This window comes from Paenibacillus sp. FSL H8-0122 (assembly GCF_038005345.1).
GTDB lineage: Bacteria > Bacillota > Bacilli > Paenibacillales > Paenibacillaceae > Paenibacillus_AQ.
Genome location: NZ_JBBOTB010000001.1, coordinates 3,450,734 through 3,472,742, shown reverse-complemented (window position 1 = coordinate 3,472,742; position 22,009 = coordinate 3,450,734). Strand labels below are relative to the sequence as shown.

The 22,009-nt window shown below is 55.5% G+C and carries 20 protein-coding genes; 16 read left to right on the top strand and 4 right to left on the bottom strand.

Translation table 11 applies throughout. The features are described from left to right. Positions 1 to 59 precede the first annotated feature (59 nt). From NSS64_RS15260 to NSS64_RS15240, 5 genes are all read left to right on the top strand, one after another. Positions 60 to 2,066, top strand: a complete 2,007-nt coding sequence (locus NSS64_RS15260; RefSeq protein WP_341140651.1) for a GGDEF domain-containing protein — start codon at positions 60 to 62, stop codon at positions 2,064 to 2,066. Between the two features lie 200 nt (positions 2,067 to 2,266). After that, the gene (locus NSS64_RS15255) at positions 2,267 to 3,130 is read left to right on the top strand and encodes a hypothetical protein (protein ID WP_341140650.1); all 864 of its coding nucleotides are present in this window, start codon (positions 2,267 to 2,269) and stop codon (positions 3,128 to 3,130) included. A 97-nt stretch (positions 3,131 to 3,227) separates the two neighbouring features. Then, on the top strand, positions 3,228 to 4,343 hold the full coding sequence (locus NSS64_RS15250) for an aminopeptidase (protein WP_340941353.1): 1,116 nt from the start codon (positions 3,228 to 3,230) through the stop codon (positions 4,341 to 4,343). A 139-nt stretch (positions 4,344 to 4,482) separates the two neighbouring features. After that, positions 4,483 to 4,725: an HPr family phosphocarrier protein gene (locus NSS64_RS15245; RefSeq protein WP_036695008.1), complete on the top strand. Its 243-nt coding sequence runs from the start codon at positions 4,483 to 4,485 to the stop codon at positions 4,723 to 4,725. Between the two features lie 181 nt (positions 4,726 to 4,906). Then, complete coding sequence (locus NSS64_RS15240; protein ID WP_036695007.1) at positions 4,907 to 5,209, top strand: YlaN family protein; 303 nt, start codon at positions 4,907 to 4,909, stop codon at positions 5,207 to 5,209. Between the two features lie 158 nt (positions 5,210 to 5,367). Here the strand turns inward: NSS64_RS15240 and cax are convergent, their stop codons facing one another. Then, positions 5,368 to 6,438, bottom strand: coding sequence for a calcium/proton exchanger (gene cax / locus NSS64_RS15235; RefSeq protein ID WP_076074340.1), 1,071 nt, complete (start codon positions 6,436 to 6,438; stop codon positions 5,368 to 5,370). A 154-nt stretch (positions 6,439 to 6,592) separates the two neighbouring features. On the opposite strand from cax, the gene NSS64_RS15230 reads away from it, so the two are divergent. Next, positions 6,593 to 6,958, top strand: coding sequence for an Asp23/Gls24 family envelope stress response protein (locus tag NSS64_RS15230; RefSeq protein WP_036695005.1), 366 nt, complete (start codon positions 6,593 to 6,595; stop codon positions 6,956 to 6,958). Positions 6,959 to 7,060: 102 nt separating this feature from the next. Here the strand turns inward: NSS64_RS15230 and ftsW are convergent, their stop codons facing one another. Further along, positions 7,061 to 8,329: a putative lipid II flippase FtsW gene (ftsW, locus tag NSS64_RS15225; protein ID WP_341140649.1), complete on the bottom strand. Its 1,269-nt coding sequence runs from the start codon at positions 8,327 to 8,329 to the stop codon at positions 7,061 to 7,063. Then, positions 8,326 to 8,673: a YugN family protein gene (locus tag NSS64_RS15220; protein ID WP_076074345.1), complete on the bottom strand. Its 348-nt coding sequence runs from the start codon at positions 8,671 to 8,673 to the stop codon at positions 8,326 to 8,328. Before NSS64_RS15220 ends, ftsW begins: the two co-directional genes overlap by 4 nt. Positions 8,674 to 8,913: 240 nt before the next feature. On the opposite strand from NSS64_RS15220, the gene NSS64_RS15215 reads away from it, so the two are divergent. The 10 genes from NSS64_RS15215 (at position 8,914) to NSS64_RS15170 (ending at position 19,487) form a co-directional block, all read left to right on the top strand. Beyond that, positions 8,914 to 10,095, top strand: coding sequence for an amidohydrolase (locus tag NSS64_RS15215; protein WP_340941351.1), 1,182 nt, complete (start codon positions 8,914 to 8,916; stop codon positions 10,093 to 10,095). 183 nt (positions 10,096 to 10,278) lie between these two features. Beyond that, entirely contained in the window at positions 10,279 to 11,991 is a 1,713-nt protein-coding gene (locus NSS64_RS15210) for a DNA repair helicase XPB (protein ID WP_341140648.1), read from the top strand. After that, positions 11,991 to 14,213 (top strand): helicase-associated domain-containing protein, encoded by a 2,223-nt coding sequence (locus tag NSS64_RS15205; RefSeq protein ID WP_341140647.1) that lies wholly within the window; start codon positions 11,991 to 11,993, stop codon positions 14,211 to 14,213. Before NSS64_RS15210 ends, NSS64_RS15205 begins: the two co-directional genes overlap by 1 nt. 46 nt (positions 14,214 to 14,259) lie before the next feature. Beyond that, positions 14,260 to 14,697, top strand: coding sequence for a YlbF family regulator (locus NSS64_RS15200; RefSeq protein WP_340941348.1), 438 nt, complete (start codon positions 14,260 to 14,262; stop codon positions 14,695 to 14,697). Between the two features lie 42 nt (positions 14,698 to 14,739). After that, a complete protein-coding gene (locus tag NSS64_RS15195; RefSeq protein ID WP_036694997.1) occupies positions 14,740 to 15,003 on the top strand; it encodes a YlbG family protein in 264 nt (87 codons plus the stop codon). 64 nt (positions 15,004 to 15,067) lie between these two features. Further along, positions 15,068 to 15,553: a MarR family transcriptional regulator gene (locus NSS64_RS15190; RefSeq protein WP_341140646.1), complete on the top strand. Its 486-nt coding sequence runs from the start codon at positions 15,068 to 15,070 to the stop codon at positions 15,551 to 15,553. A 159-nt stretch (positions 15,554 to 15,712) separates the two neighbouring features. Next, entirely contained in the window at positions 15,713 to 16,954 is a 1,242-nt protein-coding gene (locus NSS64_RS15185; RefSeq protein ID WP_341140645.1) for an MFS transporter, read from the top strand. A 134-nt stretch (positions 16,955 to 17,088) separates the two neighbouring features. Continuing rightward, entirely contained in the window at positions 17,089 to 17,511 is a 423-nt protein-coding gene (locus NSS64_RS15180) for a hypothetical protein (protein ID WP_341140644.1), read from the top strand. A gap of 92 nt (positions 17,512 to 17,603) precedes the next feature. Then, a complete protein-coding gene (locus NSS64_RS15175; RefSeq protein WP_036729432.1) occupies positions 17,604 to 18,503 on the top strand; it encodes a selenium metabolism-associated LysR family transcriptional regulator in 900 nt (299 codons plus the stop codon). Between the two features lie 72 nt (positions 18,504 to 18,575). After that, positions 18,576 to 19,487, top strand: a complete 912-nt coding sequence (locus NSS64_RS15170) for a PHP domain-containing protein (protein WP_340941340.1) — start codon at positions 18,576 to 18,578, stop codon at positions 19,485 to 19,487. 505 nt (positions 19,488 to 19,992) lie between these two features. Here NSS64_RS15170 and NSS64_RS15165 read toward each other — a convergent pair. Beyond that, entirely contained in the window at positions 19,993 to 21,879 is a 1,887-nt protein-coding gene (locus tag NSS64_RS15165; protein ID WP_341140643.1) for an Rqc2 family fibronectin-binding protein, read from the bottom strand. Positions 21,880 to 22,009: the final 130 nt, after the last annotated feature.

The following is a 22,009-nucleotide window of genomic DNA, read 5'->3' as shown; positions in this document are numbered from 1 at the left end:
TAGAATCAGGGGGCGTACTCCGGTCTGGCCTGATTGAAGATGCAAAGGAGGTCCTCTTTATGTCAGAGCAGGAGGCATACGGCCATAAGGATCGGGACAGCCGTATGCTGTTACAGGACATGAGGCAATCCGGCGGAGAAGATGTAGATCCCGCCGCCTGGCTGAAGGAGACGGATATCGTGTCTCACGATTTCCCCTACGCCGCCAGCTTGATTGCCGAGAGCTTCAGGGAATGGCAAGGACAGGGAGTCCCCTCCTTCGCGAAGGCCTGGAGCTGGTGTGTGCTGAATTATGAAGGTGATTGGATTGAGCCCGGCTCTGAATTCCGGCAGGGGCGCTGGAGAGCAGAGTGGGAAGAAGCGGCGGGAATCTGCCTGCAGACAGGCGGAATGTATGCCGCCGAGGTTCTGGAGGAAGGACAAGCCTATTCAATTCTGGCTTTGCCGGTATTTACGCGCGGGCACCGGGAAATCTTTGCCGTGCTTGGCTGCAGAATGCCTGCTGAGCAGTACGAGTCGGGCGGGAAGCATACGGCTGAAGCCATGTCGATGCATTTCCAGACCTGCTTTTATCACCGGTTTGAGCATGTGTTTGTCTCGGATCTTGCGGGAATTCATCTGCATGCCGAGCGTGAGGGCAGCCGCCGTTCGCTGCTTTTTCAGATTGTCCAGCGCATGCATGACAACATTGATGTAGATGCCGTGCTGACGGAGGTCATTGACAGTATCGCTGCGATGTATCCGGGGGCGCGGCTTGATTTGTTCATGTCCCAGGACCACCGCAGCACGCATCCTCAGGTCAAGCCGCTTCCGCTGACATGGGCAGGCAATGATGTCTGTGACCGGGCCTTCAAGGATGGGCGGGTCACGCTTCATGCCGGGCGTGATGAGAACGGGACTGTTGAGGTAGGGCTTCCGCTCGGCGGCAAGCAGGGGGTATACGGTGTGTTTCATATGATTATGGACAAGGCGTCCTTCCATGAGCTGGATCTTAGCTTCCTGACCATGGTCGCGGATACCGCCGGTACCGCCTTTGAGAATGCGAAGCTGTATGAACGCTCCAACCAGCTGATCAGGGAGCTGCGCATGAGCAATGAGCTTACCCAGCGGCTGAATCAGAGCCTCAGGCTCGGCGATATTTTCCAGTTTGCCTTCGAAGAGCTGCTGGCAATGTTCGAGGCGGATTATTGCTGTATCCTCCATAAGAATGAAGAGCGCGGCGGGCTTGAGGTTATCGCCTGCAATTATCTGCCGCTGCTGGGTGAAATATTGGATGGCAGTCAGGGACTCGGCGGTAAGGTCTATGCTACGGGAGAGCCGCTGCTGGTCTCCGATTACAAGTATGCTGCGGGGCAGACCTCGACGCTGATGGATGCTACCGGCTCACAGTCGCTGATCGCTACTCCGCTGAATGTGGGGGGAGAGGTGCGGGGAGCCATTATGCTGGCGCATAAGCAGGCCCACTTCTTCTCCTATGACAGCTACCGTCTGCTGCAGGCGATGGCCGGTCATATCGGGCTGGCTGTCGGAAATGCGAGGCTTCATGCCGAGGTGCACCGCCTGGCGAACCGGGATACGCTGACCGGACTTTTTGCCCGCCACTATCTGGATGAAGAGATTAAGCAGCGGCAGTCGAGTGATTTTTGCGGAACCCTGATTGTGGTGGACATTGACCAGTTCAAGATGGTGAACGATACCTATGGACATCAGAAGGGGGACAAAATCCTGAAGCAGGTCAGCGACATCGTGAAGACCTCGATCCGCCAGGGGGATGTCGCCGCCAGATGGGGCGGAGAAGAGCTTGCAGTCTATCTGCCTCAGCTTGGGGTGCAGCAGGCCGTATTCGTAGGGGAACGTATCCGCAAGCGTGTGATGGGAGAGACAGAGCCGCGTGTGACCGTGTCCTGCGGGGTCGCCGAGTGGAGCTGGACCGATGACCGGGTCAGCGTCGAATCTCTCTTTTACCGGGCGGATATGGCGCTCTACGAGGCCAAGAACAACGGGCGCAACCAGGTAGTGATCGATAACAAAACCGTAGAGAATAATTCGAAGAATCCTTGGGCTTAGGCCTTAAGGATTTTTCTTTTGTGCAAATATAAGAACTTATATGTTCCGGGGTCCCCGCAAAGTACCTGAATAGACATCGAAGTTAAAGCTCCGCTAAATGGCGGTGTTTTGCGTCATCCGGCGTATAAGCCCTGCATTCAGGGAGACCCTAGGTAGAATGCAGGTACACTCTACTTTCTTGCGGAAAGGGCTTGATGGCCATGATGAACTTACGATGCGTCCGCACGGGAATTCTTGCCCTGCTGATGCTCTCCAGCCTTGCATTCAGCGGATGCGCGGGTGTGAAGGACAAACCGGCTGCGGAGGATTTGAATCTGGTAATGGCGGGGATGGATGGCACTGACGGGGTGTCCTTTGAAGGAGCGGCTGCCCTGCTGATCGACGGGAAAACGATCCCGGAGTCCACGCTTTACTATGGGGGAAAGGTAGCGGATCATAACCGGGTCAGCCTCTATTCGCTCCTGCCGGACGGCGGACATCCTGCTTCTGCGGCGGAGTCCGGTCCGCGTTCTCTGGAGCAGGGCTCGGGAGATGCGCCCGTCTACTATACCCGGATGGTGAAGGAGGACGGAAAATGGACGATGAAGCAGGCCTCTCCGGCCTTGGGTGGCAGTAATCCCCTGGAGGCACTGAATCCGCTGCGTCAGCTGGAGGAGCTGGAGAAGATGGGCAAGAAGGTGACGGAGGAAGCGGGCAGCGCCAGAGGGACACGGGTCCTGCGGATTGAATTAACGGCAGAGGAGGCGCGCAGACAGCTCTCGGCAGAGCTTGAGCAGAAGATGCAGGCAATTAAGCCGGCTGCCAGAATAGGCGCTGCTGCGCCTGCTGACACTCAGGCTAAGGCACTTGCGACTAAGAATGCACTGTGGGAACAGAAGCAGACAGAGCTGCAGCAGAGGCTGAACCAGGCGGATATCCGCACGGTATATTATCTTAAGGTTGACCCGAAGCGGAATCTGCCCACCCGGCTGACCTCGAACCGCACCCTAACCTATCCCGGCAAGGCTGGTGCGACCACGGAAGAAGCCTACATTACGCAGGTGGATTTCTATGGTTATAAGTGAGCGGTTCCCTTCCCGAAGATGGCTTGCGCTCTATGACAGGCGTGCTACAATATAACGGTATGTTTATTTTCAGCAAGAGGAAGGAAGAGAGAGACAGATGAATGATCCCCGGATTCAAAAGCTTGCGGCGAACCTTGTAGGGTACTCCGTAAACGTACAGCCCGGCGAGAATGTGCTCGTCGAAATGATCGGCAGTGAACGAGATTTGATCAAAGCCGTTGTGGAGGAAGTGGGGAAGGCCGGAGGCCGTGCATTTGTGCAGCTGACCGACCGCACTGTTCTGCGCAGTATGCTCAAATATGCAACACCTGAAGGCATCAAGACCTGGGCGGAGATCGACCTGAACCGGATGAAGCAGATGGACTGCTATATCGGCATCCGTGCCGGTGAGAATGTCAATGATCTGTCCGATGTGCCGGAAGAGAACATGAAGCTCTACAATTCCCTGTATTCCCACCCGGTACATAGCGAGCAGCGCGTCAAGCACACCAAATGGGTGGTGCTGCGTTATCCTAACGCCAGTATGGCTCAGCTCGCCAACACGAGCACTGAGGCCTTCGAGGACTTTTACTTCGAGGTCTGCAATCTGGATTATGCCAAAATGGATAAGGCCCAGGATTCACTGGCTGAGCTTATGCGCAGAACCGACAAGGTGCGTATATCCGGTCCCGGAACAGACCTTACTTTCTCCATCAAGGGAATCGGGGCGGAGAAATGCTCCGGCCAGAAAAATATCCCGGACGGAGAAGTGTACAGCGCGCCTGTCCGGGATTCCGTGAATGGAACGATCAGCTATAATGCCGCATCGATCTATAACGGGGTGACCTTCGAGAATGTGAAGTTTACGTTCGAGAACGGCCGGATCACAGAGGCTTCCAGCAATGATACCGCGCGGCTGAATGAAATTCTGGATTCCGACGACGGAGCGCGCCATATCGGTGAGTTCGCCATCGGCTTCAACCCTTATATTCTGCATCCGATGAAGGATATTCTGTTCGATGAGAAAATTGCCGGCAGTCTGCACTTCACACCGGGCCAGGCGTATGATGTGACGGACAACGGCAACCGTTCGTCCATTCACTGGGACCTCGTGCTGATTCAGCGTCCTGATTACGGCGGCGGCGAAATTTACTTCGACGATGTGCTGATCCGTAAGGACGGAATTTTTGTGGTGCCGGAGCTGGAAGGTCTGAATCCGGAGAACCTGAAATAAAATGGTATAAAAGCGGGATTCCAAAAGCACGTAAAGGCCGGTTTCCAAGAAACACCTTGCGTGAGTAAGCGGATTCAATGTATCATGGAATTGGTAACAAGTGAACATAAGTATATAATCAAGTTGCGGAGGGATTCCTATGTCCAACAATGCGGCAATCGTGGATATTGCACAGACAGCAAGCCAATTTAATTCATCTATCGTTCTTCAAGCGGACAACAAGTACATTGATGTTAAGAGCATCCTGGGCTTGTTCACCACCCTGGTATCCAGCCAAAGCTATGAGCTGCATGTACATGGCACAGATGCCGAGGAAGCCAAGAAAGCCATGAGTGAAGTTTTCGCCAAACACAATTTGAATTTTACAGTAGTAGCAGAGTAATTCCAGTTTCTTCTCAGACGTCCAGCCTTACGGCTGGGCGTCTTTGCTGTGGAACCAGGCGGTTTTGCAGGAACTTCAGGAATAACCCAAACTGAAATCTTGTATTAGGTCCTAATTTCGACTAATATTAAGAATAATAAGCAATCGCTGCTGTAACTTTTGGACATGGGGGGGAAAATGCATGACTTCATCGGATTTGCAGGAACAGCTCAATATCAAAGCAATCAATCTTCTTCAAGAAGATGCCGATAAAATTCAGAAGCTCATTGAAGTACAGATGGAGAATTTGGCAACCCGTTACTGCCCTCTCTATGAGGAAGTGCTGGATACCCAGATGTACGGCTTCTCCAGAGAGGTCGATTTTGCGGTCAGAGCGGGGCTGGTGCCGGAGCTTACAGGCAAGCAGGTGCTAAGCAAGCTGGAACGCAACTTGGCGGTACTATATGAGGCACTGAACAAGAAAGCTGAAGAACGGGAGATGTAAGGACCCGGTCATCAAGTGGAAACGGCTTTGCCGTCCTTTTACAGGACGGTACCGTTTCAGCATATAATTCTTATATTTTCAGCAAAACGCACACGACAGACCCGGGGGTCGATCATGTGCGTTTTTTTTAAATGGAGCTATAGGGCCTCAGAAGGGCTTCAGACCAGATAGAACGATACACCGAGAATCAAATAGACCGCCAGCAGCAGCAGGCCTTCGTACCAGTTGGTTGCGCCGTCCTGAATAATTGATTTGGCGATGAACACAGATACGGCAATCGCTACAATCTCAATTGTGGTGAAGACAATCGACATGGTGTTGCCCATGAAGTAACTGGCGAAGATCAGCACAGGGGCGACGAACAAGGCAATCTGCAGACTGCTGCCTACGGCGATCTCGACTGCGGCTCCGATCTTGTTCTTCATGGCGAGCATAATGGCAGCGCTGTGTTCTGCGGCGTTACCGATAATCGCTACAAGGAATGCGCCCACGAACAGCTCACTGAAGCCGAAGCGTTCGGTGAGAGTCTCCAGCGTTCCGACCAGCCACTCACTGACGAAGGCGACCATGACTGTGGCAAGGACCAGATAGAGGATTGAACGGTTCCGGGACCAGACCGGAGCATGCTCATTCGGCAGCTCTTCCGCAGTATCGTCCGTAACATCCGCCAGGTACTTCTTGTGTGTGATCATGGAGAAGACCAGCCAGGCGAGGTAGGCGGCAATCAGGAGGCCGGCGACGACAAGGCTAAGCACATTGGTGTCTTTCTCGGTGATGGAATGCGTGTTGAAGAACATGGCGGGGACGAACAGGGCGATAACCGCAACGATCATCAGTGAGCCGTTCAGACCGGCGAGGGTGACATTGAAGTTCTGAACCTTGAACTTCATGCCCCCGGCAAAAATACTGAGTCCGAGGACGAGCAGCAGGTTGCCGATGATGGAGCCGGTCAGACTCGCTTTGACCATGTCAAACAGTCCTTCCTTGACCAGGAAGAAGGCGATGATCAGCTCGGCCGCATTGCCGAAGGTTGCGTTCAGGAACCCTCCAAGCCGCTGTCCGGCGTAGTGGGCTACACTCTCGGTGGCCCGGCCGAGGAAACCGGCCACGAAGATGACCGATACGGCAGACAATATGAACTGAAGGGTATGATCCCAGTTCGCGTAATGCCCTATGGCGCTGAGGATGAAGCTGATGACCAGCAGCGCCGGTGAGATCCATTTTTTCAAGGGTAAGCACTCTCCAGTCTCTATATGTAGGTTGAATTCATAATCAATATACCCAAATTGTTCCTGGCTGTAAACGGGGGTGAGAGAAAGTCATTTGCTTTTTAGGCCGCTTTGGAATTACAATAATTGATAATGAGAGTAGGGGGGATATGGCATGGCAGAACAGCTTCAACTGGAATTGGGAAATATACGGATATCGAATGACGTTGTCTCAAAAATTGCCGGCCTGGCCGCGCTTGAGACTCCCGGAATTGCAGCCATGTCTGGCGGTTTGTCAGAGGGCTGGGCAAAGCGCCTGAGTGGCAAGAACGTGCAGAAGGGTGTTACTGTCGAAGTTGGCCAATTGGAAGCTGCAGTAGACTTACGCATCATCGTGCTGTACGAAACGCCGATTCATGAAGTGTGCCGCATGCTTCAGCAGAATGTCCGCGAGGCTGTGGAGAGTATGACCGGGCTTCACATCGTAGAGGTTAACGTTAAGGTCGAAGGCGTAGCCTTCAAGAACGACGAGATTTCTTAAGCACAATTATATTAGGCATCCATGCAAAAGGCAGTCCGGAATATATTCCGGACTGCCTTTCTACTTGTTGGCTCAACCCTCATTTGTATGTAGGTAGCCTATTTAGCGTGCGCGGGTGCCAGCACTTCTGTTGTTGCGTACCTGTCTGACTGTAGTCACAGACTTCACAACTTCCTCCTTGGCCGGACGGTTGGTCTCCCGTGAGATGCTGAGCATGATCCCCATGCAGAGCATGGTGACGAGCAGCGAGGAGCCGCCGTAGCTGATGAAGGGCAGTGTAACCCCTGTGAGCGGAATCGTATTGGTCACACCGCCGATATTGATGAAGGCCTGAATGGCGATGAGCCCCATGATTCCAATGCCGACCAGGGTGCCGAAGGGATCGGTACACCGCAGTGCAATCAGAATTCCTCTCCAGATGAAATACAGGTAGAGCAGCAGAAACAAGGCGGTTCCCACAAAGCCGAGCTCCTCACCGATGACGGAAAATATAAAATCGGTGTAAGGATAAGGCAGGTAGTGAAGCTTTTGGATACTCTTACCAAACCCGGAGCCTTGTGTTCCGCCTTCGCCCAGGGCGATCAGGGATTGCATGATATGATAGCCGTTGCCCGAGGCATCTTTCTCCGGGTCAAGGAAGGCTTCGATGCGGCCTAATTTGTAATCCTTCTGAATCTCAGCTTTCTCGGTTGGCGGGGACAAGGAATCGATGGCTGCCTTCGCGCCGATGACGAGCGCTACCCCGAGAATAAGCAGGGCGATTGATCCTGTGATGTGCTTCATACTGGCGCCGCCGGCATAGATGATCAGTCCGCTGGTTGCGACAAGAATCATACAGGAGCCGAAGTCCGGCTGGAGCATAATCAGTCCGGCTACGATGCCGACGATAATCATGACAGGGATATACCCTGTCCGCAAATCGCGCAGGCGCTCGCCTTTTTTGGTGATCAGGGCTGCCAGATACAGAATGATGGAGATCTTGGCCAGCTCGGTAGGCTGAATGCCAAGAGTTCCGATACTCATCCAGCTCTTGGCGCCGTTAATCCCCTCGGTGGTGGCTACGAACAGCAGCAGTACAAGTGTAATCACGAAGATCGGGGCATACCATTTCTTGAATTTGCTGTAGTGGATATTCATGACAACGAACATGATGAAGCTGCCCAGCACAGCCCAGATCAGTTGTTTTTTGACGAAGAAAAATGCATTATTGCTGTATTTCTCACTGGCAAGGGTTAAGCTGGAACTGGAGCTGAACACCATCAGCAGGCCGAAGCCCACGAACAGCAGGGTGAGAATAAGCAGCTGGAAATCGGGCGTTCCTCTTTTGGGCGGGTTGGCTTTGGCGGCCGTCTTTCCCTTCGCGGCACTCAAACTTCCAGCAGCGCTTTCAATTCATTAATATGCTTCCGGGCTACCTCAAGCACCGGCTGAGGCACCGGAGATTCATATTCCAGCCCGTGGGGGAATGTGGCCTTGCCCAGATAGACAGCTTCAATCGCCAGCACCGCGTCCGCCTTCTCCAGCTTCCCCTCCACAGCACGGGTATTAATACGCAGGAAGTATTCGCCGCCGTCCTTGCGGTCTTCGATCTTGCAGTCATAAGTCGCGCGGTAGTATTCCCATTGCCATCTGATGAATCCTGCCTTGGAGGCACTCTCGTCGAGATAAAGAAGGTCGCTCTTCAATCCTTCGAGGCCCGTGTTCTCAAATATCATAGCGCACAACTCCCCTTAATGAAGTATAATGATTCATTTGTAATTAAAATTTGTTATTGTTCTTCCTCATGATAGTCTGTTTCCCGGGGTTGTGCAAGGTAGAACGGGCGGATTAATACCCACTTTTTTGCGTTTCTGCTACAATAAAAGAAAGTTGGCAGGCTGCGGAGCGGACAGAGCTCAAGGGCTTGCCCCGCAGGCTTATCCGCAGGATGCTGTCAGAGAAGGGAATGGAGAGTTATGGAGAGGTTAGAGATCAAGGAGCTGCTCCCGGAAATGATCAAATGGCGCCGCCATCTGCACCGTCATCCGGAGCTGTCCTATCAGGAGAAGGAGACCTCCGCTTATGTCGGGGCAAGGCTCACGGAGCTGGGAATTGAGGTCCGGCGGAGTGCAGCAGGCTACGGATTGACAGGCATACTTAAGGGCCGGGAGACTGGAAGAACGGTAGTCCTGCGTGCAGATATGGATGCGTTGAATATTACGGAGGAGAGCGGCCGGGAATATGCTTCCCAGCATCCCGGGGTTATGCATGCCTGCGGGCATGACGGGCATACCGCCATGCTGCTGGCTGCGGCGGCGTATTACAGCTCCCGCCGGGAGGAACTGAGGGGGGAGATTCGCTTTCTGTTCCAGCCGGCGGAAGAGGTCTGTCCCGGCGGTGCAGTGGACATGATTGCGGAAGGCGTGCTTGCGGGGGCGGATGCTGTCTACGGGCTGCATCTGTGGACGCCGTTCCCGCTCGGGACGGTAGGCAGTGCGCCGGGGCCGCTGATGGCTTCGGCCGATGAGTTCTTCATTGATCTGACCGGCCGGGGCGGACACGGCGGTATGCCCCACCGCACAGCAGACAGCATTGTGGCCGGTGCGGCGCTGGTTACCGGGCTGCAGACGATTGTCAGCCGCAACGTGGATCCGCTGCGCCCTGCTGTGGTCAGCGTGGGAACGATGCAAGCCGGTTCCGCCCAGAACATCATTGCCGAGCGCTGCCGGATTACCGGGACGGTGCGGGCCTTTGATGAAGAGACGCGGCATCTGATCCGCCGCCGCATTGAAGAGTTGGCGGCGTCCATAGCCGCAGCCTATGGTACGGAGGCGAAGGTGGATTATCTGATGGGGTACCCCCCGCTGGTGAATGACATTGCTGAGTATGAACGCTTCGCCCGTGTTGCCCCTGAGGCGCTGGGTACAGATGCCCATGTGATGCTGATGGAGAAGATTATGCCGGCGGAGGACTTTTCCTATTATGTTCAGGAGATTCCCGGCTGCTTCATCTTCGTCGGTGCGGGCAATGCGGCCAAGGATGCCGTCTATCCGCATCATCACAGCAAATTTGATTTCGATGAGGACGCCATGCTCTATGGCGTGAAGCTGCTGGTCGCTATGGCCGACTCCTGTCTGAATGAGTCCTTATCCGTATAAATGTTACCGCTCCAGGAAAAACTACTCTCAAATGCCATGGTAACGTGGACAGGAGGGTTCATTCTTGACAGCGGCAGCAGCCGCATTAATAGAATGACGAATGGCTCATATCCGTTAGGCGGAGGTGGGCTTTTTCGTTGTAGGGACAAATTGAACCACTATAGCACAGAAGGAGGGAATAGGATGAGCGGAGCAGGGGCGGAGCCATGTATCACACGGAATGACCGGACGATTCTGCTGGAATGCGGACATCCGGGATTTGAGGAGGCACGGGCGGTTCTAAGCGGATTCGCCGAGCTTGTTAAAAGTCCTCCAGCCTACCACACTTACCGGCTCACACCGTTGTCCTTATGGAATGCAGCAGCCGGGGGACAGACAGCGGCAGAGGTCATTGAAGGACTGCGCAGGCTGTCCAGGTGGGGCATTCCTTCCGAGGTCGAGGGGGAGATGGAGCTGCTGATGTCCCGTTACGGAAGCTTGCATCTGCACGCGGATGAGAGTGATCCGCAGCTGGTTACGCTAACCGCTGACCGGGCGAGTGTGCTGGATGAACTGGATGACTCTCAGAAGCTGAAGGAGCTGGGCCTGCGCCGGACCGGGGAGCTGCATAGCCATTGTCCGAAGATGAACCGGGGTCTGCTGAAGCAGGAGATGACCAGACTGGGTTATCCGGTTCTTGACTATGCCGGGTACCGGGACGGGCAGAAGCTGAAGATAGCCTGGCGCGAAACTCTAGGGGAAATGGGCGAAGAGAGCAGCGCCGGATTCAGGCTCCGGGATTATCAACAGGAGGCTGTCCGAAAGTTCCAGGGAACCGGCGGACATGGAGGCAGCGGTGTGGTCGTGCTGCCCTGCGGGGCAGGCAAAACGGTTGTCGGCCTTGCGGTGCTGGAGCAGCTGCAGTGCGAGACACTGATCCTTACTTCGAGCACGACTTCTGTAGAACAGTGGCGCGGGGAACTGCTGCTGCGGACCACGCTGAGCGCAGATGAGGTCGGGGAATACACGGGAGAGCACCGGGAGGTGCGGCCTGTAACCGTTACAACCTATCAGATGCTGACCCACAGGCGCTCCAAGGGTGGAGCGTTTGCCCACATGAATCTGTTCCATGAACGAAACTGGGGGCTGATTATCTATGACGAGGTCCATCTGCTTCCGGCACCTGTCTTCCGGGCGACCGCAGATATTCAGGCTACGCGGCGGCTGGGACTGACAGCAACGCTGGTCCGGGAGGACGGGCGGGAGGGGGATGTGTTCTCCCTGATCGGCCCGAGATGCTACGACCTGCCCTGGAAGGTACTGGAGCGGCAGGGATGGATTGCCGCTGTCGATTGCATCGAGGTCATCGTTCCGATGAACCAGAAGCTGCGGCAGCAATATGTGTATGCCGGTGCGAAGGAGCAGTTCCGGCTGGCGGCAGGTAATCAGGCTAAGGCGCAGGCCGCAGCGCAGATTGCTGCGGCGCATCCCGCAGCGTCGATTCTAGTGATCGGACAGTACCTCGACCAGCTGGAGCAGATGGCGGCGGAGCTTGCGGCCCCTCTGATCACGGGCAAGACTCCGCAGAAGGAGCGGAATGCGCTCTACGCTGCGTTCAATGAAGGCAAGCTGCCGGTGCTGATTGTCTCCAAGGTTGCGAACTTTGCTGTGAATCTGCCGGATGCCTCGGTGGCAATTGAGGTATCCGGCGCCTTCGGCTCCCGGCAGGAGGAGGCTCAGCGGCTGGGCCGCATCCTTCGTCCGAAGCCGGGGGATAACCGGGCGTATTTCTACACGCTGGTCACGGGAGACAGCCGGGAGCAGGACTTCGCCCTGCGCCGCCGGATGTTCCTGACAGAGCAAGGCTACGAATACGGGGTCCGGATGCTGGACCCGGCGGAAGGAGCTGTTCTCTGATGGAACTGGAACCGGCAGATGATATCAGCAGGCTGTCTGCGGATGCTTGTGAAGTGCTGCTGCGGATAGCGGCAGAGCATGCGGCTTCGCCATGTACAGCGGATTCTGTAGAGCGGCTGCGGCCTGAATTCCTGTGTAGAGCCGAGCAGTTGCTGGCCCTGGAGGAACTGCTTCACACCGGGATGCTGGAGCTGCGTCAGAAGGTGTGGGGGGAGCGGCTGTATCAGATTCCACAGCAGCAGTATCCCTTGATCCTGAGGAGCTTCTGGACGGGCTGCCCGCAGGTGCGGGTGGAGGGGGCGGTCCGGGTTGAGCATGCAGCGTGTTCAGAACTGGCAGGGGAGATCTTTCAGGGACTGCTGTTCATAGCCCAGGAAGGCCTGCCTCTGACCTCTAAGGGAGTGATACATAAGAAGCAGCTTGGCCGGTTAGCCGGAAGGTTGTCCATACCGGGGGAGTATCTGGCTCTGCTTGAGTCCTCTGCCGGTCACCAAAGTTATCCGCTGCGGGTTACATTAATGATTGATTTGCTGAGCACACTGGGGCTGATTACCCGCGGCAGCAGCGGGTATGGATTAGACAGAACGATGCTGCAACGCTGGCTGGCTCTTACCGCACAAGAGATGACGGATACGCTCTACACCTTGGGAATCAGCCGTTACGGCACTCCGCTGCCTGAGGAGCAGCATTTCAGACATTTGCTCTCGGCAGCAGAGTTTAAGGCGGACGAGTGGTTTGCGGTAGAGCCTGTTCTAAGCTGGATGAGAGAGAATGGTCTCGCCGGGGAGAGGCCTGTACCGGGGGCGGCAGGGACAGGCTCAGACTCAGGGCTTAAGCAGGCGTCACTTGCCTGGATTCGCCTTCTGGCCGCCTTCGGCTGGTGTGAGCTGGGGTCTTCAGCGGAAGGGGCGGAGTGCTTCCGCTGGAAGGCAATGAAGCCGCAGCTGACCAGACATAGCCTGGGAATAACCCCGCAGCATCAAGAGGGTGCAGAAGAAGCAGACAGTAACCGGGACACAACCAGCAGCAGTCCAAGCATAGCAGAAAGCACCCGAGCGACAGCTGTCAGCGGCACCGAATCACCAGATAGAGTCCAAGGAACAGACAGTATCTCGGAAGCAGGTAGTAGCAACCCAAGCATATCGGCCAGCAGCCAAGCAATCCTGGACAGCGCCGCCGAAGCTCAAGATACCGTCCTCAGCCCGCCGAGACCCGTAGCAGCTGAAGCCGCACGTAGCCCGCTGCCGCAAGCATCGGCTTCCGCGTCCCCTGGCTTCATTGTTCAGCCGGATTTCGAGGTGCTGGTTCCGCCGGAGGTCCCTTATACGGTCCGCTGGACCTTGGCCGGGTGTGCGGAGCTGCTGCATCACGAGGATCTCTGGAGCTTCCGGCTGACCCGTGAGCGGCTGGAAGCCGCAGCGGACCAGGGCTTCGCTCCGGGTGAAGTGATCTCCTGGCTGAACGCCCATGCCGCCGGAGGATTGCCGGAGCAGGTTGAGCTGGCGCTTCGCCAGTGGGCCAGAGCGATCGGGCGGACCGAACTGGCGGAGGTTCTTCTGCTGTCCTGCGCCGGAGAGCAGGAGGGCGAGATAATCGCCGCCCATCCCCGGCTGCAGGACATCGTTACCCGCATCGGCCCGCTCCACTTCATCGTCCGGCCGGAGGCTGCCGGGCAGCTGCGCAAGGAGCTGGCAGCCGCCGGTCTGGCGCCGTCCGTAAGGGCAGGGGACCTGAACGGGGCTGCGGGCCAGCAGCGGCTGTTCGAGCTGTCTGGGCCGGACGAACCAGCGCTGCGCTACGAGCTCCCTGCTGCAGCCGGGGAACGGGGCCTGCTGGGAACGGGACCGTCGCCGAAGCTCCTGCCGCTGGACAGGGGCGGCCCCCCGAAGCTGGAGCTGCCGGGTGAGGAGGCCGTGCCGCAGATGTGGTTCAATCAGTGGAGGCAGTATCATGTCACTACAGCGCAAAAGGTAATGGAGCAGGCGCTAAGCTGGGGAATCAAGGTCCGGCTCTCCTACGGGGGCAAGGCAGCGGATTTCATTCCTGAGCGGATCAGCGGACGTCCATGGAAGGTACGGGGCATTCTGCTGCTCCCGGGAACGGAGACGGCAGAGGAGACGGAGCTTGCAGCGGAGGACTGGCAGGAAATTCAGCTGCTGCATCCGCTTAAGCACAGAAATTCTTCTTCTGCTGAGGCGGGCGGATATGTTATGATAAGGTAGTCTATCGCTGCGGTAGAACATTAAATGCAGAAAAGAGTTGAAGTTCATGAGCGTAGCGGAATTAAATACGGTCGATATGGCCGAAGTGCTGACATACGCCTATGAATTAGGCGATATGATTAATCAATCCGCAGAAGTGTCGGATTACCTATACTGGAAGGGACAGGTGGATAACCATCCCGAAATCCAGGCCATCATCAAGCGGCTGCAAGGCAAGAAGGAGCTGTTTGAGGAGACACAGCGGTTTGGTCATTTTCACCCGAACTATCACTCGGCCAAGGATGAGGTTGAGGCTGTAGAGCGGGAGCTGGAGCAGTTCGAAGCGGTGGTCCGCTTCAAGAATGCGGAGAAGACGCTGGATGATATTCTTCATTCCATGTCTGAGGCGATCGCATTCTCGGTCTCGGACAGTATTAAGGTCCCCAGCAATGATCCGTCCCCCAAAGGCGGATGCGGCAGCGGCGGCAAATGCTCCTGCGGATAAGCTGACCCGCGAGGAGATAGAGAAAGAGAGGCGGATGAGCTTATGTTTGCGGAACGGACAGGTTATATTGTATGGGTTAGCGACGTCAAGGCGGCGCGCAACCTGGAGAAGTACGGCACATTGCACTACGTTTCCCGTAAAATGCACTATGCGGTAATGTACGTCAATGCGGAGCGCGCCGAGGAAGTCATGAAGAATGTCCGCAGACTTTCTTATGTGCGCAAGATTGAGCGTTCGTACCGCAATGAACTGAAGACGGAATATACCAGCAACGGACCGGACAAGTCCAAGTACTACGGTCTGTAGTTCAGGGATAAAGGTTATTTAGACAGACGCCGCTGGCGTCTGTTTTTTTAGAGGGGGACCGGCAATGAACCAAGAGGAACAGGTCTTAACCGCTTTCCGGGAATTATTCAATAAGATGAGCTGGCTGAACAAGTCGAAGATGGAGATCAGTCTTAAGGGCAATAAACCCTCGGAGGTGCACTGTATTGAATACATCGGACGACATGCAGACGTCAACGTGACCAAGCTTGCAGAGGCGTTGTACATGACCAGAGGGGCGATCAGCAAGATTACACGGAAGCTCCTGCACAAGGGGCTTATCGAGAGCTACCAGAAGCCGGACAATCAGAAGGAAATCTATTTCAGGCTTACCGGTCAAGGGAAGGCTGTGTATCAGATCCATGACGAATTGCACCGTGAGTTCCGGGAGCGGGACAGACCCGTGTTTGAGCAGGTGACCGATAGCCAGTATGCCGGTATGCTCAGCTTCATGGAGAAGTACAACAGGCATTTGGATGAAGAGATTAAGAAGCAGGAGCTGGGGCTGGAGAACAGCACGGAAGAAGATTAATTTCCTCTCTATACTTCAGCGGAATAGTTGAGGCAGAGTTACTTTCACCCGGAAGGGTGTTTTTTTACGCTGAAAATTATGTTTCCTTGGAATCAAAAATGTGCTAGGATGATATTGTTTCTTAGGAAACAAATCATAAACTCCAAGGAGAGAAGATACATGTCCACATCCAGACCCGCTCAAAATCAAGATCAACCCTCTGAACCAACAGTAGATAAGCACGCGCTTATATTCGGTCTAATCTCTGTATTTTTATGCGGAATAGGCTTCAGCATTATAGCTCCTGTGGTTCCATTCCTCGTCCAGCCTTACATTAGCGATCCCGGAAAACAAGCGGTGATGATTACCCTGCTGACCTCAGTGTATGCGGCCTGCCTGTTCTGTGCGGCGCCTGTGCTGGGTGCGCTGAGTGATAAATACGGACGGCGTCCTTTGCTTCTGCTATGCCTGCTGGGTTCTGCTGCCGGTTACTTCATATTTGGCCTTGGAGGGGCTTTATGGGTGCTGTTCGCCGGGCGGATTATTGAAGGGATCACAGGCGGGAGCATCGGTACAATCTTCGCTTATTTTGCAGACATTCTTCCATCGGAGCAACGGACCAAGTACTTTGGCTGGGTGAGCGCGGTGGTAGGGGCCGGTACTATTATTGGTCCGTCGATGGGCGGGCTGCTGGCCAAGTTCGGGTATTCGGTGCCCATGTATGTTGGTGCAGCGGTAACGTTACTGAATGCGGGTTATGGCTTCCTGTTCATGCCGGAGAGTCTGGAGAAAAGTAAAAGACTGAAGGCAATCTCCTTAGTCAGGCTGAACCCCTTCTCGCAGCTTGCGAACCTGCTGTCCATGAAGAACCTCAATAGACTGTTTGTCTCCGCCTTCCTGCTGTGGATACCGAATGGATCATTCCAGGCTATTTTTTCACAGTTCACATTGGATAATTTCAGCTGGAAGCCGGTGATCATCGGATTGATGTTCTCCATCATGGGTTTGCAGGATATTCTGTCTCAAGGATTCATTATGCCGAAGCTCCTGAAAAGGTACAGTGACAGGCAAATTGCCCTCCTCGGAATGGTCTCGGAAATTGTTGGTTATGTCCTGTTTGCGTTGTCGGCCTTGTTCGCCTTTTATCCTCTTTTTATCGCAGGGATGTTTATCTTCGGCTTCGGAGATTCAGTCTTCGGGCCTTCGTTCAACGGAATGCTGTCCAAATCTGCCGCAGCGGGCGAGCAGGGACGGGTTCAAGGGGGCAGCCAATCGATTCAGGCGCTGGCGAGAATGATCGGGCCGCTGATTGGCGGACAGCTCTATGTATCGCTTGGAGCGGCTGCACCGGCATTTATGGGGGTGATCCTCATTGGAGCGGCGATCCCTGTGCTCTATACGATTAACCGGGCGGGCAGCTGACGTTTCGCACTGCAAGACTGCCGGGGATGGCGGTATGCTTGAACAACGGCCGTCAATGCGGTAAGATTGACAACAATAAGAGCATGCCAAGACCCTTTTTACGTGGAGTGTGATGACTATTGCAGGGCAAGGGGATGGACTGGTGGGGGGTGCACGAACCCTTCCACATCATGCTGAATAACTACGGGATTGCCGACATCGTGCTGACCCGGCATGCCAAGAGCCGTTATGCGGACCGGGTAGCAGCTGAGGACAGCGGGAATGTGGAGGTGACCGCCTGGATCTGGCAGGCCCTGAAGCAGAACCGGCTGAGGCCTTACTCGAGCAGTGATTATAATGCCTATCTGATCGATAATGATACGGTGATCGTGGTTGATTTCAGGCAGCTTGAGGGCGTCACGGCCCTCTCCGGAGAGCCTCTGTATGTCATGGTAATCGTGTCTTTTCTGGGCAAAATATCGGTGACTCCGCAGCTCCGGGATCTCAAGAGATACTATTCCTGGCTGCGTCATTCCCGGAGTATGAAGCTGTCCAAGAAACGCCGCAGGCGCAAGTAGGATACTTGAAATGAGGGAGGCATGCGGCTTGGGGCTGCGTGCCTTTTTGCTCTACACTCTACAACTGTAATTAGCGAAGGAGTCAGTAACGTATGAATTTTCATCAGCTTCATATTTTCTATACCGTGTCCGAACGGGGCAGCTTCTCGGCGGCGGCGCAGACACTGCATATGACCCAGCCTGCGGTGACGATGCAGATTCAGGCGCTGGAGGATTATTTCGGAACCAAGCTGTTCGACCGCTCCACCAAAAAAATCATACTCACCGAGGCCGGCCTGACGCTGATGCCGTTCGCGGTGCGCAGCATGCAGCTGATGCGCGAGACGGACCAGGCGATGTCGGCCTTCACGCACATGCTGGAGGGCCGCCTGATGCTCGGAGCCAGCCTGACCATCGGTGAATATGTGCTTCCCCGCCTGCTGGGGCCTTTCGGCAAGGAATATCCGAATATCTCGATTATGATGAAGGTGATGAACACTTCACAGATTATGGATGAGATTCATAAGCATCAGCTGAATTTCGGGCTGATTGAAGCGCCGGTCTCCCACCCGGACATGGTGATTGAGCCGGTAATGGGCGATGAGCTGAAGCTGATCGTGCCCCATGAGCATCCGCTGGCCGGTCAGGCGGAAGTAACGCTTGCGCAGGCGCTCGCCTATCCATTCGTGCTGCGCGAACGCGGCTCGGGTACACGGCGGGTGATGGAGGAGCAGCTTGAGGCTAACGGGCTTGACCCTGCGGCGATGCAGATTGTGATGGAACTGGGCAGTACCGGTGCGGTGAAGTCGGCGGTAGAGGCGGGGCTGGGGATTACGATTATCTCGACCTCCTCGGTCAAGCATGAAGTAGCGCTCGGCCTGCTGAAGATTGTCAATCTGACGGATGCCTCCTTCAAACGGCAATTCTACGCCATTCATCTGAAATCGACCTTGCTGCCGATCTCGGCGGTAACCTTCCTAAGCTTCCTGCGCCAGCATGCCGGCGGACAGTAACGGATATGCATAGCTGGCTGCGTGTAGCTGCATAAAAGCATGTAAACTTACTTGAAAGAACGGAGGAATTCCATGACAGACCCTACAAGTCATATCGGGCAATCAGAGGCGGAGTTCGCTACCGCGGGTCTTGCTGATACTGCCGGCAGATGCGACCTGCACACCCATACCCAGGCCTCGGACGGCATGCAGCCGCCGGCAGAGAATGTGCGGCTTGGTTACGAGGCCGGTTTGGCAGCGGTAGCCATTACCGATCATGATACGGTCAGCGGAGTAGCGGAAGCACTGGAAGCAGGCAAGCGGTACGGGATTACTGTAGTTCCCGGTGTAGAGATCAGCACACGGCAGAGCGGTAAGGAGATCCATGTTCTCGGTTACTATATCGACATAGAACAGGAACTGCTGTTGTCCCGCCTGGAGGAGCAGCGGGGTATCCGGCTCGGGCGTAATGAAGCAATTCTGGAGAAGCTGCGCGGGCTGGGCATTGCGATCACCCTGGAGCAGGTAGTGTCAGGGCTTGGCCGGGAGCTGAAGCCTGATGAGAGCATCGGCCGCCCGCACATCGCAGATGAGCTGGTGCGGCTGGGTGCAGCCGAAGATATGCGGGATGCCTTCGACAAGTATCTGGGCGAAGGTGCAGCGGCCTATGTCTCGCCTCCGCGCATTACCCCGGAGACGGCCTGCCAGTGGATTCGTGAAGCAGGAGGTGCAGCGGTGTTGGCCCATCCGGGAATCTACGGGGATGACGCGCTGGTGCGCAGAATCGTGGAGGAATGTGATTTGGACGGCATCGAGGTGTATCATTCCGATCACGGCCCGGCAGAGCATGAGCGCTACCTTGCACTGGCTGCGGAATTCGGCCTGCGGGTAACCGGCGGCTCGGATTTCCATGGTGCGCGGCAGGGCGTTGTTTTCCACGGGGATCTCGGCAGTGTGAGTGTGCCTGCCGCTGTGCTGGAGCAGCTTAAGGCTGCCAGAGGCTGAACGCAAGACACAGCAAAGAGCGCAGGATACAAAAACACAAAACGCCAGACACCAGACACCAGATACAAGACACTAAAAACCTCCGACCCTTAGCGCAGGCGCTACAGGACGGAGGTTTTTTGGTAAGAGCAATCCTTACTGTTAGTAGAGCACATGATCAGTAAGAGTAAACCACCTGCTATTATATGCTGTTTATCGCACACATTTGGTCCACGCGCCTTTCGCGAGCCGATTGTGTGCTGTTTTCCACATACATTTGGCCCGTGCGCCTTTCGCGAGCCGATTGTATGCTGTTTTCCGCATACATTTGGCCCGTGCGCCTTTCGCGAGCCGATTGTATGCTGTTTTCCGCACACATTTGGCCCATGCGCCTTTCGCGAGCCGATTGTGTGCTGTTTTCCGCACACATTTGGCCCATGCGCCTTTCGCGAGCCGATTGTATTCGGTTTTCCACATACAATGTGCCAGTTACCTTCGCACCAGCCCAATGTGTTCGGTTTTTCGCTTAACTACGCAGCACATTCGGCAGCTGCTTGATCCGCTCCTCATCGGGCGTGACGAAGAGTGTCCGCTGATGATCGTAGATGACGAAGCCCGGCTTGGCTCCGCTCGGCTTGCGCACGTAACGGATGAGCGTACAGTCCACCGGTACACTGCTGGATTGCTTGGCCTGGCTGTAATAGGCGGCGAGCTGGGCGGCTTCCTCCAGGGTGGCATCGCCGAATTCCTCGCTGCGGATCACCACATGCGAGCCGGGAATATCCTTGGTATGCAGCCAGGTATCGTTCGGCGCAGCGAGCCGGTTGGTGACATACTCGTTTTGCAGATTGTTTTTGCCGACATAGATGTCAACCCCTTCAGAGGAAGTGAACACCTGCAGCGTAGGTCTGGCCGCCTTCTTTTTCTTCTTGCCTTTTTTGCTGCGGTCACGTAAGTAGCCTTGGCTGACCAGCTCCTCGCGGATCTCCTCAATGTCATTCAGTGAGGCATGGGCTAATTGCTGGAGCAGCAGTTCCATATAGGCAATCTCTTCGTGCGTCTTCTTGACCTGCTCGCCGATCACCCGCAGGCTGTTCTTGTACTTGTTATATTTTTTGAAATACCGCTGTGCATTGTCCGTAGGGCTTAGCAGCGGGTCGAGCGGAACGGTAATCTCCGCCTGATTCTCATCATAGTAGTTTACTAGCTTTGCTTCCTTGTCGCCTTTGTTCACGGTGTGCAGGGAAGCGAACAGCAGCTCGCCCCAGATCCGGAATTGGTCCGCATCCTCGGCTTCGTTCAGATCCTTTTGCAGGTTGGCCAGCTTCTTGATGTTCTTGCTGCGCTCGTTGCTGAGGAAGCGGATCAGGTCGCTAACCCGCTGCTTAACCGTGTCTTTCTCCGCCTTGTCCCCGTAATAATCCTCCAGGCACAAGCTTATGGAGCTGTAATGCTTCACATTCCCGCTCATGAGCTTCAGCGGAATGGCTGAGAAGACAGGCTTGCCCTTGGCATTCCAACCGGTGACAGGAGCGAATTCCTGCTTGCTGACCGGCTCCATGACGGAATGGAAGGCTTCCCAGAGCTGTTCGGGCTTATCCATCCCGCTGCGGAAGTCCTCAGCTTCTCCGCCTATCTCCTTGTACCGGTGGAGGATCTCTCCGGCGATCAGCGGACTCAGGCCGCTGAAGGCGTGGACCAGCCAGCCGGCCGGATCGGCTGAAGGGGCCGGGCCGCCGGAGCCGTCAGCCTGCGGAGCCTCAAGTGAGGCCAGCAGTCCGGCGATCTCGCCCTCGATCATATCCTCCTCCGGCTCCTGAGGATGCTCGGCGGCGTAGCGGGCCGCTTCCTCTGCCGAGGCTATCAGGGTAAGGAAATCTGGCTGGCTGATCTGCAGCGGATTCAGCTTATGCTGCTGCGGCGGCTGGGTATAAGCCGCTCCCGGCATAACGACCCGGTAGCTGCTGATGGACGGGGTGACATGATGAATGCCGTCGATAATCGTCCCCGTGGCCAGCTCGGTCAGAATGATGTTGCTGTGGCGTCCCATCAGCTCGATGATGATTTTTTTGGCGGAGACATCCCCCAGCTCATCCCGGGTTCTGATGGTGATATGAATAATTCGTTCAAGCCCCACCTGGGTAATGCTCTCGATGGTGCCGCCTTCACAATGCTTGCGCATCAGCATGCAGAACATCGGCGCTTCCGCCGGGTTGATGCTGCTTCTCTCGGTCAGGTGCAGCCGGGGGTAGGTCGGGTTCGCCGACAGCAGCAGCTTGCCGCCGCCGCCCGCACCGCGCAGGGTGAAGATGAGGTCATGTGTGCTGGGTTGATATATTTTGCCGACGCGTGCACCGATGAAGGGCTGAAGCTCATGCACGATCGCTTGGGTAACAATGCCGTCTAATGCCATGATAAGGTTCTCCTGTCGCCTGATAATAAAGTACTCCCTCTATGATGCCATACTTTTACCGGTTCGCGCAAAAGGAGAAACCCAGATGCGGTGATATTTTGGGACGACCATGAATACACTTGGACATGAA